12 protein-coding genes and 1 pseudogene are annotated in these 14,235 nt (G+C 68.4%); 6 read left to right on the top strand and 7 right to left on the bottom strand.

What is annotated here, in order from left to right; all coding sequences use genetic code 11:
- From EUA98_RS18270 to EUA98_RS18255, 4 genes are all read left to right on the top strand, one after another.
- Positions 1-243 (top strand): electron transfer flavoprotein subunit alpha/FixB family protein (locus EUA98_RS18270; protein WP_130104122.1); only part of this gene is annotated, 243 nt, incomplete at its 5' end.
- Positions 244-275: 32 nt separating this feature from the next.
- Complete coding sequence (locus EUA98_RS18265) at positions 276-1,214, top strand: F510_1955 family glycosylhydrolase (RefSeq protein WP_242511703.1); 939 nt, start codon at positions 276-278, stop codon at positions 1,212-1,214.
- Between the two features lie 205 nt (positions 1,215-1,419).
- A complete protein-coding gene (gene fdxA, locus EUA98_RS18260; protein WP_130104121.1) occupies positions 1,420-1,743 on the top strand; it encodes a ferredoxin in 324 nt (107 codons plus the stop codon).
- 199 nt (positions 1,744-1,942) lie between these two features.
- On the top strand, positions 1,943-2,941 hold the full coding sequence (locus EUA98_RS18255; RefSeq protein ID WP_207219153.1) for a beta-propeller fold lactonase family protein: 999 nt from the start codon (positions 1,943-1,945) through the stop codon (positions 2,939-2,941).
- A 370-nt stretch (positions 2,942-3,311) separates the two neighbouring features.
- Here the strand turns inward: EUA98_RS18255 and EUA98_RS18250 are convergent, their stop codons facing one another.
- Together EUA98_RS18250 and EUA98_RS18245 are read right to left on the bottom strand one after the other, a co-directional pair.
- Entirely contained in the window at positions 3,312-4,715 is a 1,404-nt protein-coding gene (locus EUA98_RS18250) for a hypothetical protein (protein WP_130104120.1), read from the bottom strand.
- Positions 4,712-5,128 (bottom strand): hypothetical protein, encoded by a 417-nt coding sequence (locus tag EUA98_RS18245; RefSeq protein WP_130104119.1) that lies wholly within the window; start codon positions 5,126-5,128, stop codon positions 4,712-4,714. Before EUA98_RS18245 ends, EUA98_RS18250 begins: the two co-directional genes overlap by 4 nt.
- A gap of 391 nt (positions 5,129-5,519) precedes the next feature.
- On the opposite strand from EUA98_RS18245, the gene mobF reads away from it, so the two are divergent.
- Together mobF and EUA98_RS18235 are read left to right on the top strand one after the other, a co-directional pair.
- Positions 5,520-9,152, top strand: coding sequence for a MobF family relaxase (gene mobF / locus EUA98_RS18240; protein ID WP_130104118.1), 3,633 nt, complete (start codon positions 5,520-5,522; stop codon positions 9,150-9,152).
- Positions 9,149-9,535: a hypothetical protein gene (locus tag EUA98_RS18235; RefSeq protein WP_130104117.1), complete on the top strand. Its 387-nt coding sequence runs from the start codon at positions 9,149-9,151 to the stop codon at positions 9,533-9,535. Before mobF ends, EUA98_RS18235 begins: the two co-directional genes overlap by 4 nt.
- Before the next feature lie 395 nt (positions 9,536-9,930).
- Here the strand turns inward: EUA98_RS18235 and EUA98_RS18230 are convergent, their stop codons facing one another.
- The 5 genes and pseudogenes from EUA98_RS18230 to EUA98_RS18210 form a co-directional block, all read right to left on the bottom strand.
- On the bottom strand, positions 9,931-10,263 hold the full coding sequence (locus tag EUA98_RS18230) for a histone-like nucleoid-structuring protein Lsr2 (protein ID WP_130104116.1): 333 nt from the start codon (positions 10,261-10,263) through the stop codon (positions 9,931-9,933).
- Positions 10,264-10,590: 327 nt separating this feature from the next.
- Entirely contained in the window at positions 10,591-11,814 is a 1,224-nt protein-coding gene (locus EUA98_RS18225; protein ID WP_130104115.1) for a transglycosylase SLT domain-containing protein, read from the bottom strand.
- Positions 11,811-12,698, bottom strand: a pseudogene (locus EUA98_RS18220) (type IV secretory system conjugative DNA transfer family protein); the annotation flags it as partial. The gene EUA98_RS18225 and the pseudogene EUA98_RS18220, both read right to left, overlap by 4 nt.
- Entirely contained in the window at positions 12,686-13,186 is a 501-nt protein-coding gene (locus EUA98_RS18215) for a sacsin N-terminal ATP-binding-like domain-containing protein (RefSeq protein ID WP_434063509.1), read from the bottom strand. The gene EUA98_RS18215 and the pseudogene EUA98_RS18220, both read right to left, overlap by 13 nt.
- 592 nt (positions 13,187-13,778) lie before the next feature.
- Positions 13,779-14,186, bottom strand: a complete 408-nt coding sequence (locus EUA98_RS18210; protein WP_207219151.1) for an ATP-binding protein — start codon at positions 14,184-14,186, stop codon at positions 13,779-13,781.
- Positions 14,187-14,235 lie beyond the last annotated feature (49 nt).

Raw genomic sequence — 14,235 nt, 5'->3', positions numbered from 1 at the left:
GCTCAGATCGGCCAGACGGGGGTGACCGTCGCACCGCGCCTGTACATCGGGGCCGGGGTGTCCGGGGCCGTGCACCACCGCGGCGGGATGCAGTCCGCCGGCACGATCGTGGCCGTGAACTCCGACCCCGAGGCGCCGATCTTCGAGATCGCCGACTTCGGCATCGTGGGCGACCTGTTCACCGTATTGCCCCAGACCACCGCCGAACTCCTCCGCCTCAAGGAACCCGAGGGATCGAAGTGACCGAAGCCTCGCATCACCATCTACTGATCAGCATGAGCCCGATCAAGGCAACGCCTCTTCCACGCACGCGCCGCCCCAGGGCTAATCGTTCGATACGACTACTCGCCGCGGTCGGCGTGGTGGGCGCTTTGGTCCTCTCAGGCTGCGCAGGTGCGGACGCGCCACGCCGCTCGGACACGGCCGACGCCGCAGGCCCGAGCAGCGTTGCGGGTTCAGCGGCGACAGATCTTGCCGAGTTGCCGAGCTCCCACGTGCACGCCATCACGGTCAATCCGAAAGATGGCCAGGTCTACCTGGCGACCCATGATGGCTTGTTCATCGCCGGAGCCGACGGATGGACGGCCCGTGGACCCAACATCGACCTGATGGGCTTCACAGTCGCCGACTCCGATCACTTCTACGCCTCTGGTCACCCCGGTGAAGGTACCGATCTACCCAGTCCGGTGGGTTTGATCGAATCTCGCGATGGCGGTACCACCTGGACCTCCTTGTCCAGAGGTGGCGAGTCCGATTTCCATACGTTGACCACGAGCTCGGGCGGTATTGCGGGATTCGACGGAAAACTGCGCATCAGCCCTGATGGCACCGAATGGGGAACAGGGACCGGCCTCCAGGGAGCCGCGTTCTCTCTCGCGGGCGGCGAGAGCGGAGCCGTCCTCGCGACAACTGAGCTCGGCCTCTCGGTCTCCATCGATGACGGGGCGACGTGGGCGATGGCCGACGACGCGCCGCTGATGCTGCTCGTCGCCTGGGCTGACGGAGAAACCGTCGCCGGCATCGAACCGGACGGGACGATCCACGTCAGCATCGATGGCGGGCGGACCTGGCAAAAGCGAGGGCGAGTCGAGGGCCAACCGGAGGCCCTCGGGGCGACCGGCTCCGGCGATGCGCTTCGCATCTTGGCCGTGGCCGACGGATCGGTCTCCGAATCCCGGGACGCCGGCGCCACATTCGATGAGCTGCAGCCCTGACCAGGCCATTCACAGATGATCCGCGGTGGGGCCTGCAGCCTGGCTAGAACGAGGCGCGGAATTCTGTGGCCAACCACCCACCGGCCCACGCCCCACGGTAGCCGGCGACGATCGGACGCCTACGTCCCTCTCGCCACGATCGAGTCACACGCCCACTATGCACGCCCAAGCGCTCTGTCGACGAGTTCTCAGGAGGGACCCAGCCGTGACGTATGTGATTGCGCAGCCTTGCGTGGATGTTAAGGACAAGGGATGCATCCAGGAGTGCCCCGTGGATTGCATCTACGAAGGTAGCCGCTCGCTTTACGTTCACCCCGACGAGTGCGTCGATTGCGGCGCGTGCGAGCCGGTCTGCCCGGTCGAGGCGATCTTCTTCGAAGCAGATCTCCCGGAACAATGGAGTGAGTTCTACCGGGCAAACGTCGAGTTCTTCGCTGACCTGGGATCCCCGGGAGCTGCCGCCAATCTCGGCCTGATCGCCAAGGACCACCCGATCGTGGCCGCCCTCCCGCCCCAAGGTCATCTGTGAGGAACGACCTGCCCGGACGGCCCGGCCAGCCTCTTCACCATTGGAGAACTTGATGATGCTTGCCCGCCCGCTGCTTGTTACGACCTTCGCGATTTTCAGCGCGATAGCGCTCACTGCGTGTTCCGCCGCTCCTTCCACACCGCGACAAGGGTCAACGACGTCCTCACCAACTCCAGAGAGCCTCGAAGTCGTAGGGACGGTGTGGGTCGCGAACGAGGAAGGGAACAGCCTCACTGTCATCGACGCGGCAACGGGCGAGGTAGTGACGACCTTGGCCGGCATCGAAGCTCCGCACAACGTGCAGGCCAGCCGTGACGGTGCGGTCACCTACGCCGTGAGCGGCCATGACAACACCGTGGTCGCCGTCGACACCACCACCTACGACGTGTCCGCGGTTGAGTCGAGCGGAGCGTCACCCGCCCACGTGATCGACTCCGCCGATGGCGCGAAGGTCTATGCGACCAGCTCTGCCGACGGCACCGTATCGGTCTTCGGTGCACCCGGTCTCGAGCCGCTCGGCACGATCGAGATCGGTGGCATGCCCCACGGGCTGCGCGCAGCGGCGAACGGGTCCGTGATCGCTGTCGCCAACACCGCAGCCAGCACAGTCGACCTTTTGGACCCCGAGGCTGACGTCGTGGTCGCGGCCATTCCGGTCGGTGGAAGCCCCGTCCAAGTGGCCGTTGATGCAGACGGCCAGTTCGCCTACGCGAGCGTCGCCGAGCCCGCCTCGGTCATCAAGATTGACCTGCAAACGCGTGAGGTCGTCGGCAGCGTCGTGGTGTCGGCCTCCCCGGTCCAGATCTTCCTGACACCCGACGGGCGGACGATCGTCTCCGCAGACCAGGGCACCTCGTCCGCGCCTGGAGAGAGCCTGTCCGTGATAGACACCGCCTCGATGGCGATCCGTGGCGCCGTCCGCACCGGCTCCGGCCCGCACGGCGTTGTCATCGATCCCTCAGGAACGCGGGCATGGGTGACGAACCTCTACGACGACACGCTCTCCGTGGTCGACCTTCCGACCCTGACTGTGCTCGAAACCGTCATGGTCGGCGACATGCCCAACGGCGTGAGCTTCTCCTCACGGAAGCCGGCTGTGGCCGGGTCCGCCACGATCCGCCTTCGCATCCCGACCCCTTCGGGCAATCCCCCAACCCACGACGAGTCCATGCAGATGCCGATGCCAGATCACGAGTGACGGGCTTGCCTCGTGTCCGGTACCAACAATGGCCGCACTGACCGCGTGTCGGCTGTCCTTCCGCTCTCCGGCGTAGAGACCGCCGGCAACCGCTTCGTCGGTGACGACACCATGATCGGAGAGACGCGCAGCGTCGAACCCCAATGGCGAGGGGACCGGCGCATGAATCCGGGCGGGCAGAATTCGGGTGGATGACCCTGCCCCTGGCTCCCGGACTACGAGTTGGCCTGCAACCTCCCTCGCCGGTCATTGCGCCGCCGGGATGAACACCGATCTCACAGTGACGTAGCTCGTCAGTCGGCTTGGGTGCCTCTGTCCTCTCCCCACCGCGCCCTCTCTCGTGGAGTCGACCGGCGACGTAGCGCCCTATTCACGTACTCCTCGCGATCGGGTCATGGCCGGGGGGAGACGCTGCAGGACCCACGGGGAGGGGTTCGACGCGGAGTGACAATCCGCTTGGCCCGCTCAGAGCGGGGTCCTTCTTCGGTGCTGTACGCCGGTAGAGAGTGCTGGCGGTGTCGATGAAGTGGTCAGAGGCGGGCACGTACCGCCCCTGGATCTTCGCTTCGACAAGCGCTTCGGTTTCGGTAACCTGGCTGCCGGTGAGGATCTGGGCCGGGATGTAGATCTGGTTCGCTGCACCCATCCGCAGCACAGTGGTGCGGTTCCAGCGCCCGATCTCGGTGGTCGTCTTCGACGCCGACGTCAGCGCGTCGGCCAGGTGGTGGCCGTCTGCGACGGACAGGTCCGGCTGCGCGCCTGCCATCGGAGCGAAGGACCGGAGCAGCCCGCTGACCCGGGCGAAATCCTCGGCAACGACGGGATCGCCCGGTTCTGCGGATCGCCAGGAGAAGATCGCCCGAGACACGTCCTGCCACGCGCGCCCGCGGTTTGCGAGCGGGGCCAGGTTGCGGGGTACCTGCGGCTGGGTGCGCAGCGTGGCGGGCGGCAGTCCGTGGAACGCGAGGGCGTGGGCGTGCACGGCGACGCCGAGGGTGGCGTAGGTCTTGAGGGTGTCCACCGACGGGTGGGGCGAGCGGGCGTTCTCCCACGCGATCAGCCTTAGGCGCCCGAGCCGGTCGGCGAACTCCGCAGCCGGCTCCCCGGTTCGTATCGGCGGGTGGGCCACGGTGAGGTCGTCGAGCTGCAGCCAGGTCGGCAGCGACCCGAGGCCCGCCACGTCGCGCGCGAGGGCCTGGGCCTCGCCCATATCGGGCAGCAGGCGGCGCACCTCAGGCCAAGGGAGGTCGGCCTGCCCGGCACGCAGGGCGAGATGGTCGGCGCCGGCCAGGAGGGTGGCCGTCAGATCGCCGACCCCGGCCAGGCCAGCTTGGCGGGCGGCCGATTCGCGCAGGATTGCATCCAGGTCCGGGGTACGCGGCAGACCCGCGGCATCCGAGTGCGTCGAGACGAGCTCGGTCGCGGCGCGCACGCACTTGGCCGCGTTCGCCCACGGCGACGGGCTGATCGTGGCGCCGACCCAGGCCCACGGTGGTGTGGGTCCGACGATCTCGTCCAACGCCTCGCCCAGCCGCACCGCGGCTCGCTCGCGCGGGTCCGGTGCACCGGCTTCGGTGATGCCCTGGACGCGGCGGGTATCGAGCAGAACCCAGGTGTGTTCCTTCAAGGCGCGCAGCACGTCGCGGAAGTCGTTGATCGCCGTCTCGGCGAACTCGCGTCGCTCCAGGGGCAGGTTCTGCATCCACACCACCCCGTGCCGGATCCCCATCTCCGTACCCAGCATCAGTTCGCCATAGGTCGCCGGCGCGCTCACCACGCACCGCCGGTCGCCTTCGCCCGCGCTGACGCGAGCAGGGTCGTGACCCGCGATCCGCACAAGGCCTGCGCTGCGCCGACGTCGGGCACCTCCACCAGCTCGGTCGCGAGACACTGCGCGGTGGCGAGGAGGTCGTCGATGACCGCCACGGCCGCGTCGCGGTCGGTCAGGTCGACCGATCCGAGATTCACCGCGACGGTCACGACGTCGCGGCCCAGCGACTCGATCTCGGTCAGCGCGTAGGACACGTCCAGGGCCGCGTACATCAGGCCGAGGTCGTCGTCCGCCCCGGGGACCGCGGACAGGTTCATCGCCGCCTGCCCGGCGGCATAGACGAGGGTCCACACCCCGTCCCAGCCGCGCGCGCCGTCGGTGAGGACTTCGGCGGGCCTCGTCCACGTCATCGTCATGACCACTCCCCTCGTGTGCCCGGCCCGAGAACCCTTCCCGCCCGGTCCTGCCCTCACAGTGAGCGAGTGCCCAAAGCTCGACCGCCCGGCCAGGTCGATCGTGTGGACAACTTCCCTCTACCCGCAGGTGTGCACGCCCAGGGCAGAAGACGGTGTTGGGCGACCGACCAGTTTGGATCGCACCCCGCCTGACCCCGATCGGGCCTCAGGGCGAAAAGCCAAGACGCGCGGACCGGACTCCTCTGGCTCTTGAGGAATTGGTCACTGCGTCACCACCGTCTTCTGCCACTTCGCTGCACACCTGCGGGTAGGAGAACTTGCTCGACGACGACGCCCCAGCCCACTGGGCCGCCGTCGTCGGGCAGCGAAGGGAAGTGACGGGTCCGTGGTGATGTCGTTGCACCGGCTGTCGGCGGGCGCCGGATACAGGTACCTGCTCAAGAGCACCGCGTCCGGGGACTGCGATCGGACCGGGGCGAGCCCGTTGACGGCGTACTACACCGAGAGCGGTAACCCGCCCGGGCGGTGGGTCGGCACCGGCCTGGCCGGGCTGAACAACGGGACCGGCATCGCGGCCGGGACGGTGGTGAGCGAGGAGGCGATGGCGAACCTGTTCGGTGCCGGCCGCGACCCGATGAGCGCCGAGCCGCTCGGGCGGGCGTACCCGGTGTTCGCCACCGCCACCGAACGCATTGCCGCGGCGATCGAGAAGCTGCCCGTGGAGATGGGCGCCTTGGAGTACGAGGCCGCGGTGGCCACGATCACCCGTATCGAGCTCGCCAAGCCGGCCCGGACCGCGGTGGCCGGGTTCGACCTGACGTTCACGATCCAGAAGTCCGCCTCCACCCTGTGGGCGCTCGGAGACCCGGGCGTCCAGCAAGCCGTACTGGACGCCCACCGGGCTGCGGTGACCGACGCGTTGGCGTTCCTCGAGGACACCTCGTTGTTCACGCGGGTCGGGACGCACTCGTGCGCGCAGGTCCCCACCCGCGGGATGGTCGCCACCGCGTTCGACCACTGGGACACCCGCACCGGCGACCCGAACGTCCACACCCATGTCGTGATCGCGAACAAGGTCCAGGGCGCCGACGGGGTGTGGCGGTCGGTGGACTCCCGCGCCCTGCACGGGGCGATCGTGGCGATCTCGGAGGTGTACGACAACCTCGTCGCCGACGACCTCGCCCGACGCCTGCCCGTGTCCTGGGGGTGGCGGTCCCGCGGCGCCAAGCGCTCCCCCGCGTTCGAGGTCGCCGGGGTCGGCGACGACCTGTTGGCCGCGTTCTCCACCCGCTCCACCCAGATCGACCAGGCCATGACCAGCGCCGTGGCGCAGTTCATGGCCGACCACGGACGCAGCCCCAACCGGATCGAGATCACCCGGCTACGGCAGGTCGCCACCCGCGCGACCCGCCCCGACAAGCACGTGCACAACCTCGGCGATCTGTTCCGCCGGTGGCGCACCCGCGGACAGGAGCTCACCGGCAAGTCACCCGAGCAGCTCGTGGCCGCCGCGATGGACACCTCCCGGCGGCACCCGTTGACCTCGGCCCAGGTGTCCGGGGACGTGGTGGATCGGCTCGCCGTGGAGGCTCTCGATCAGGTGCTGACCCGTCGGTCGACGTGGACCCGGTCCAACGTGCTAGCCGAAGCCGCGCGCACCACCCGCGGGCTGCGCATGGCGACCGTCGGCGACCGCCACGCCCTGCACACCCGGGTGGTCGACGCCGCCCTGAGCCGGTGCGTGAGCCTGACTGCACCGGAGGTGTTCACCGTCCCCGCGGAGTTCCTGCGCCCAGACGGGACATCGGCGTTCTCCCGCCCAGCCGAGGACAAGTTCACCGACCTACGCGTGCTGGACGCCGAGACCCGCCTCCTGACCGCCACGACCGACACCGGGGCGCCGGTCGCGCGGCGCTCCGACGCCCATGCCGTCACCTCCGCGCAGGTTAACCTCGCGCACGATCGCGGGCAGGTGACCCTCGCCTCCGACCAGATCGACGCCGTCGTCGCGATCGCCACCTCCGCGCGCCGGTTGGACGTGCTGGTCGGCCCGGCCGGGACCGGCAAGACCACGACCCTGCTCGCGCTGCGCCATACCTGGGAGGCAACCCACGGGCGCGGGAGCGTCATCGGCTTGGCCCCGTCGGCGACGGCCGCCGGCGAGCTCGCCGACGCGCTGCAGGTGGCGTGCGAGAACACCGCCAAGTGGCTGTACGAGTCCACCGGTCCCGGGCACCTGCGTCGCAACGCGCTGCTCGGCGAGCTCACCACCATGGCCGACCAAATCCCGCACCGCGGCCAGGCCGGACGGGCCCGGCAGATCGCCCAGGCCATGCGCAACCTGCACGCCGAGCAGCGCCGCTGGGAGCTGCAACCCGGGCAGCTACTGATCGTCGACGAAGCGTCGTTGGCCGGGACGTTCACCCTGGACACCCTCGTGGCCCAAGCCGCCCGGGCGGACGCGAAGGTGCTGGTCGTCGGGGACCACGCCCAGCTGTCCGCGGTCGACGCCGGTGGCGCGTTCCACCTGCTCGCCGAACAGGGCAACCCCACGACACTCACGTCGCTGTGGCGGTTCACGAACCGGTGGGAAGCCCAAACGACCCGGCTGCTGCGCACCGGAAACCCCAGGGCGTTGGACGCGTACGCCGAGCACGACCGCATCACCACCGGCCCGGGCGAGGCGATGCTCGAAGCCGCGTACAGCTCGTGGCAGGCATCCGAAGCCGCCGGGCACTCCGCGATCCTGCTCGCCGCCGACACCCACGCCGTGGACGCCCTGAACCTGCGCGCCCACACCGACCGCGTCACCGACGGCCTCGTGGCCCCCACCGGGATCACCACCCCGGACGGGACTGTCATCGGAACGGGTGACCGGATCGTTACCCGCCGCAACGCCCGCCACCTGCGCCTGGCCGGCGGCGGTTACGTGCGCAACGGCGACCTGTGGGACGTGGCACTCACCCACCCCGACGGATCCCTCACTGTCACCAAGACCACCCGCACCGGCTCGCCTGGCAGCGGCGCCTCCGATGTCGGCACCACGCCGGTTGACGCCGTGCACCTGTCCGCGGGGTATGTCGCCGAGCACGTCGACCTCGGATACGCGACCACCACCCACCGGGCACAAGGCGTCACCGTCGACCACGCGCATGTCCTGGCCGCCCCTGGCATGACGCGGGAGAACCTGTACGTCGCGATGACCCGGGGCCGGGCGATCAATCACGTCTACGCCGCGACCGACGTCGTGGACCCGATGTGCGACTACCTGCCCGACCCGCACGGTGCCCCCGCCGGCCGCGACGTCCTCGAGCGCATCCTGGCCACCACCGGCGCAGAGCTGTCCGCCACTCAAACCATCGCCCACAACCTCGACCACGCCACCTCACCCGAACGGCTGGACCCGATCCGGCAGACTCTTGCCACCGACGCCGCCACCCGGCACTGGCTACGCGTGCTGCCCGACTGCGGGCTCAGCGCGACCCAGGTCCAGGCCATCGAGATCTCCCCGGCCCGTGGCCCCCTGGTCGCCGCCCTGCGACAAGGCGCAAGCGCGGGGCACCCGATGCGCCCCGTCCTGACGAAGCTGGTCGAGTCCCGACCGCTGGACGACCCGACCAGCCCCGTCGACGACGTCGCGGCCGTATTGCACGGTCGTCTGACTACGTGGCTGGACGCCCAGTTCGCGGGCTGCGTCCCCGACCTCGACGCCATGTCAGGAACCGAGGTGATCGATCCTCGCGACTCGACCGCGGCCGCGATTGGTCAGATCGACGCCTTGTCCACTCGGCGGATTCCCAACCTGTCGATCGGTAACCGCCCCGACTGGATGCGGCCCCTCGGTGAGATACCCGACCTCGACGCAGCCCATGACGCGTGGAGCGACCAGGTTGCCGCCCTCATCGCCGAAGGTGACCTCCAACTCGTGGCGGCCGCCGACCAGCTATCCGTTTCGACCGCGCGCCCGAAGTTCAGCGACGTACCACCCAGCGATCGGCCACCTGATTGGAGCGTGACCCGATGACCACCACCGGCAGCAGCCCTGACCCGAAGCCTCGAGCGATCTATTCAGCTCAAACCATCCGCTGGCCGTACCTCGACGAAGAGAAGTCCGCCGAGCAGCTCGCGGAACTCACCGACTGGGTCTGGTGGCTCACGTGGCGGTTCAACCTTGACCATCGCACGGTTCCAGACTGCTGGAACCAGCACGGCGCGGTCATCGAGGAGCTCTCCGCGCTCTACACGGCCTGGCAGACGGCCTACGCCCAAACCGCAGACGGCGACTCACCGCTCGCCTGGATGAACCAGTTCACCAACGCCCGCCACCGACTCAACGACTGCGTCGCACGAGCGGGCTGCCGAGCAGGCGAGCACCGTCCAGTGAAGTCACGGGTTCCGAAACGATGAGCCTTCCGTCGGGACAGCCAAAGAACTGTTGGACGTCACCTCAGCGGTCCCGCGACACGGCCTTCGGTGGGGTTCGCACCGGAGGAGACGCGCGGATTCGGCATGTGGCGAGGCCTCACCGGTGGCAGGAACCCCGCATCGACGTCACGAACGCTGACATCTCCGCAGCGAAGGGAGACTGGTTGGCTGCCCGGGATGGCGATGCCCCGCGGTCGCGAGTCAACGAGCTCCTGAGCGGGTATGAGCGGCTCGTGCAGACTCAAGCCCAACAGATAGCCGACGACTTCCGCTCCCAAAGTTCGCAGTAGCTTCCACACGCCGTAAAACACAACACCCGAGCGCCACTGACCATCAAGGTCAGTGGCGCTCGGGTGTTGTTGCGGAAGCGGTCGAGGTCAGTTGGCTGCTTCGTACGCGGCACGGATGTCGGCGGAGATGCGACCACGCTCGGACACGGTGTGGCCGTTCGCACGCGCCCACTCACGGATCTTCGTCGCGTCGCTCGACCCGCCATTGCTCCGTGAACCGCGCGCTGCGCGTGCTGTCGGGCGGCCGCTGGTCTTGCGGGCACTGGTGACCCAGGGTGCGAACGCACTGCGAAGCTCGGCCGCGTGCTCCGTTGTCAGGTCGATCTCGTACGACACACCATCGAGGGCGAACGTGACAGTTTCGTCGGCCGTGACGCCGTCGATGTCGTCGACGAGCAGAACCTGAACCTTCTGGGCCATCTGAGTTTCCTTACGTAGGCAAGTGGGTTTCGCGCATGATCATGGCATTTCTTCAATGGTGCGTCAACGCGACTATAGGCGCCGTGGCGTGCTATGTGGAAGCCAATCGCGGACCACTTTTCCGCTCTGAGCGGATGTTTTAAGGGCTGAGTTCTGGGCCCGTCCTTCTCTCGACCACTCGCTCAGGTTGGATACAGGTTCGACTGGTAGCGCCAATGCGACCGATCGGGTTTTGATCGCGCGGCTTCAACGCCTCGATGGCTTTTCGATGCCGATCTCCCGCCCCATTGGCAGTTCGCACTGGTTCGAAATCCATCGGCTCGCGCGTCAGGCGACCGGTGCCCCTACCGGGTATTGGGCGCCCCGGCAGACAGGGTCGGTCCAGCCGAGATACCCAGTCCCGTTGACGTAGCCGGCATTGAGGTGGGCAAACGACAGTAGGTAGACCCCGCCGCGGTTGCCGGTGGCGGAGTCGAAGACCTCGTTAGCGGTGACCATGATCTTGTTCGGGTCACACCCCGAATCGGCCTGGACGACGACGGAGACGTGTCCGAACGGTCGGCCGGTATTCCAGAACACGAACGACCCGAGAGGTGGGCACGTGTCGCCGGGGTGGGCGTGGCCGGTGGCGACCATCTCGAGCCAGTGGGCCTTGGCGGAGGGGTAGCCGGAGTTGACGTACCCGTAGGCCCGGCAGGCGAGCCGGTCGCAGAGCTGGGTCCAGCCGGAGCGCACGCCGACGTAGGACATCGCGGTCTGCACCGCGGTGGCGACGTCGTTCGGTGTTCCCGCGGGCACGATCATCGACCCGGTGGAGCCGAGCCGTGGCATGCATCCCGCGGTCGGCGGTTGAGGTACTGCGCTCCCGTCCACTGGGACTGTCGACAGTTCGCCAATCGGGTCGACGGCGACTGGTTCGGGCAGAGCCCCCGGCTCGCTCGGGCCACTCCACGCGGCAACGCGTTCGCCGACGGTGGTGATGAACTTCGCGGTCACGGCGGGCAGGGCCGGGTAGGTGCGCAGCCGCGATTCGCCGGCGTTGTGGGCGATGATCAGCGCGTCCAGGATGGGCAGCTGCGAGGAGGCCCAGTCGGGGTGCTTGGCGCGGATCTCGCGGACCCCGTTGAGTCGTCCGCATAGGTACTGGCCGCCGATGCGGGCGTGGATGTCGGGCTCGACGACGTCGCGGATGCCGTTGGCGTTGAGGTCTGCGGTCCAGTTGTGGCCGTAGTTGGCGGTCCAGATGCCTTGGTTCATCTGGAGCAGGCCCCAGGTGCCGCCGTTGGAGTCGTCGGCGTAGGCGTCGGGTCGGAACCCGGACTCTTGGGCCATGACGGCGGCGATCCACGCCTCGGGCAGGTCCGGGCAGACCGCCTTGGTCTGGGCGACCCATTCCCGGGCGGCGGCGGGCACCGGTGCGTCCGCGGCGAGCGGCCCGCCGGCGGACGACTCCAGGCACGCCATGGTGGATCCGCCCACGCCGAGCGCGAGGATCGCGATCGCGGGCACGGCGAGGAATCCGAGCGCGCCGCCGAGCAGGGCCTTGATCATCGCGACGCACCTTCGGCAGCAGCGGCTGCGGTCGCGGCTTCGACGGCGAGCCGGTCAGTGCTCAGCTGTGTGGCGTCGCGGCGTTGGGGCCAGGCGCCCAGGTCGACGACGACCGGGCGGCTCTGGCGCAGCAGCAGGACCCCGGTGCCGAACGGCAAGGTGCGCAGGACGGAGGCGGGCATCACAGGCACCATGCGCACCGAGGTGGAGGTGGACCGTTCGCCGGCTCGTCCGCGGGAGCGGGTTTCGGTGAGCTCGTCGATCTCGCCGAGCAGGCGGGCGACGTCGTCGAGGTCCCGGAACTTGGCCAGGCCGCCCAGGATGATCTTGACGGTGGCGGCGTCCCAAATGGCGTCGGCGGCGTGCTCGCCCCACCGGTTGCGGGCCTGGGCCAGGGACTGCAGCACGGCCAGGGTGGTGATGCCGGTGCCGCCGCCTTCGGCCATCAGCTGGGGAAGGGATGGCAGCGGGGTGAGGTTTGCGATCTCGTCCAGGGCCAGCAGCAGCGGTGGGTCCAGGCGCGCGCCGGGTGAGCGGGCGGCTACGACGCGGGCGGTCTCGGTGATGTCTTCCACGAATGCGGCCACCAGTGGGGCGCAGGAGCCGGAGGTGACGGCGGCGGCGAGCAGGTACAGGGTGCCGGAATCGCGCAGGAACGCAGCGGGGTCGAACGCCTTTTCCTCGCCCGGGTCGACCGCTGCCAGGACGTCGGGGTCGGCCAGTGCCGCGAGGGATTGCCGCACGCCGAGCCAGACGGAGTCGCGGGTGCGGGGGTCGGAGTGGATGGCGGCGTCCAGGGCGTCGGCCCACCCGGACGCTGCGGCGGGTTCGCGGTTGAGGATCTCGACGGCGTCTTCGGCGAGCGTCGGGTTCAGCGACCAGCGGGTGCCTGGGATACCGCGAGCACGGACTTGAACCCGAGGCCGAAGCGCCCGATCTCATCGCCGCGCTTTCCGCTGAGGTGGGCCATCGTTACTGCAGTCAGCCCACTTGCCGAGAACGGCCGCCCGGCATTCGCGCAATACAGAATTCGGTTTTCGGTGTCGAGGACGATCTCGACGCGGCCCGCATGCTCACCTTCCGCGTGACTAGGGCCCGCAAGCGCATCTGCAGCGTTCTGAACCAGCTCTAGGAGTGTCCGACCGGAATACCCGCCGGTGCGAATTGACTCTTCATGGTTCGCATGCTCGGAGACGAGGTCCGGATGGATTCTGTACGACTCGATGGTCCGAGTGAACTGAGCCTCAACCTCATTGACGAGGTTTGCATCGGGCTTCCAGGACTGGAGGTCGAACGTCACTTGCCCTGCTCCTAAGGTCCGCGACGCCGTGCCTGAGGCCCCTGCGCCTGCGCAAACGATGACCCGGGTCATGCCTGAGCGATCAAAGCGGCTTAGGCATTTCCGGCGAGGTCAACGCCTGTGCGTCAACGCCCACCCAGATGGTACCGACGATGTGTCGAAGATTCGGACGATCTGTCGAAGATCCGGACGATGTGTCGAAGGCCCCGACCGTCGCGCGGCTGATGCACTGCGTCGGAAGTAGCTCATAGCATCAGGAATCATCGCGAGCAATGTCGACCCAGCCTCAGCGAGTGCCAGTGGCGTCCCTGATAGTGGTGTAGCGCCAGTGGCCCGCGCGTCGTCGTAAACGACGAGGCGGTCACCGCGTGATCCCCGAATGAACCCCGAATGAACCCCGAATGAACCTCTCACAGCACTTTCGAATGGAGCATCACGATGACCGCCGTCGCGGTAGCGATCCGCAGCGCCCTAGGAGTCATCGCGCGTGGGGCCCATCTGCGATCCCGCCGACGATGTACGTCCGCTCGTAGCGTGTGGGGGCAAGCCACTGGTCGATGAACGTGCGGTTCACGTACGTCTTGACCACGCGTTCGCCGTGTCAACGCTGGGCGAAAACTGACCCCCTCGTGCTGTTTGAATTTTGACCCCCCTGGTGGTCTGACTACTTGGTCTTGCGGTGTGCGCGGGTGCGGTAGGAGTCACCGTCCAGGGGGATGACGTGGGCGTGGTGGACGAGGCGGTCGATGGTCGCGGCGGCCACGACGTCGTCGCCGAGGGTCTCGCCCCAGCGAGAGAAGGGCAGGTTCGACGTCACGATCACGGACCCGGTCTCGTAGCGGGACGCGATGAGTTGGAAGAACAGAGCCGCGGCCGCTGGGTCGAACGGGAGGTAGCCGACCTCGTCGATGACCAGGAGCCGGAAGCGGTTCAGGCGACGGAGCTCGCGCTCGAGCTGGCCGTGGGTGTGGGCGTCGGCCAGGCGGGTGATCCACCCGGTAGCGGAGTCGAACGCGACGGGGAACGCGGCCTCGGCGGCCTTGATGAGTGTGCCAGCCTGAGTTGGCCCCACTTGGACCGGTTTTGATGCTCTGATTTGGCCCCACTCCCGACCCACCCGT

The sequence above is a fragment of the Pengzhenrongella frigida genome (assembly GCF_004168625.1).
Lineage (GTDB): Bacteria > Actinomycetota > Actinomycetes > Actinomycetales > Cellulomonadaceae > Pengzhenrongella > Pengzhenrongella frigida.
The sequence above is the reverse complement of the archived record's forward strand: the minus strand, read 5'-3'. Positions and strand labels throughout refer to the sequence as shown.

What these genes read in the sequence shown, in the direction of transcription:
- EUA98_RS18265 (WP_242511703.1), top strand. Translation starts at nt 276, where the DNA reads ATGAGCCCGATCAAGGCAACGCCTCTTCCACGCACGCGCCGCCCCAGG.
- EUA98_RS18245 (WP_130104119.1), bottom strand. Translation starts at nt 5,128, where the DNA reads ATGACGATGACGTGGACGAGGCCCGCCGAAGTCCTCACCGACGGCGCG.
- mobF (WP_130104118.1), top strand. Translation starts at nt 5,520, where the DNA reads ATGTCGTTGCACCGGCTGTCGGCGGGCGCCGGATACAGGTACCTGCTC.
- EUA98_RS18235 (WP_130104117.1), top strand. Translation starts at nt 9,149, where the DNA reads ATGACCACCACCGGCAGCAGCCCTGACCCGAAGCCTCGAGCGATCTAT.
- EUA98_RS18230 (WP_130104116.1), bottom strand. Translation starts at nt 10,263, where the DNA reads ATGGCCCAGAAGGTTCAGGTTCTGCTCGTCGACGACATCGACGGCGTC.
- EUA98_RS18225 (WP_130104115.1), bottom strand. Translation starts at nt 11,814, where the DNA reads ATGATCAAGGCCCTGCTCGGCGGCGCGCTCGGATTCCTCGCCGTGCCC.
- EUA98_RS18215 (WP_434063509.1), bottom strand. Translation starts at nt 13,186, where the DNA reads ATGACCCGGGTCATCGTTTGCGCAGGCGCAGGGGCCTCAGGCACGGCG.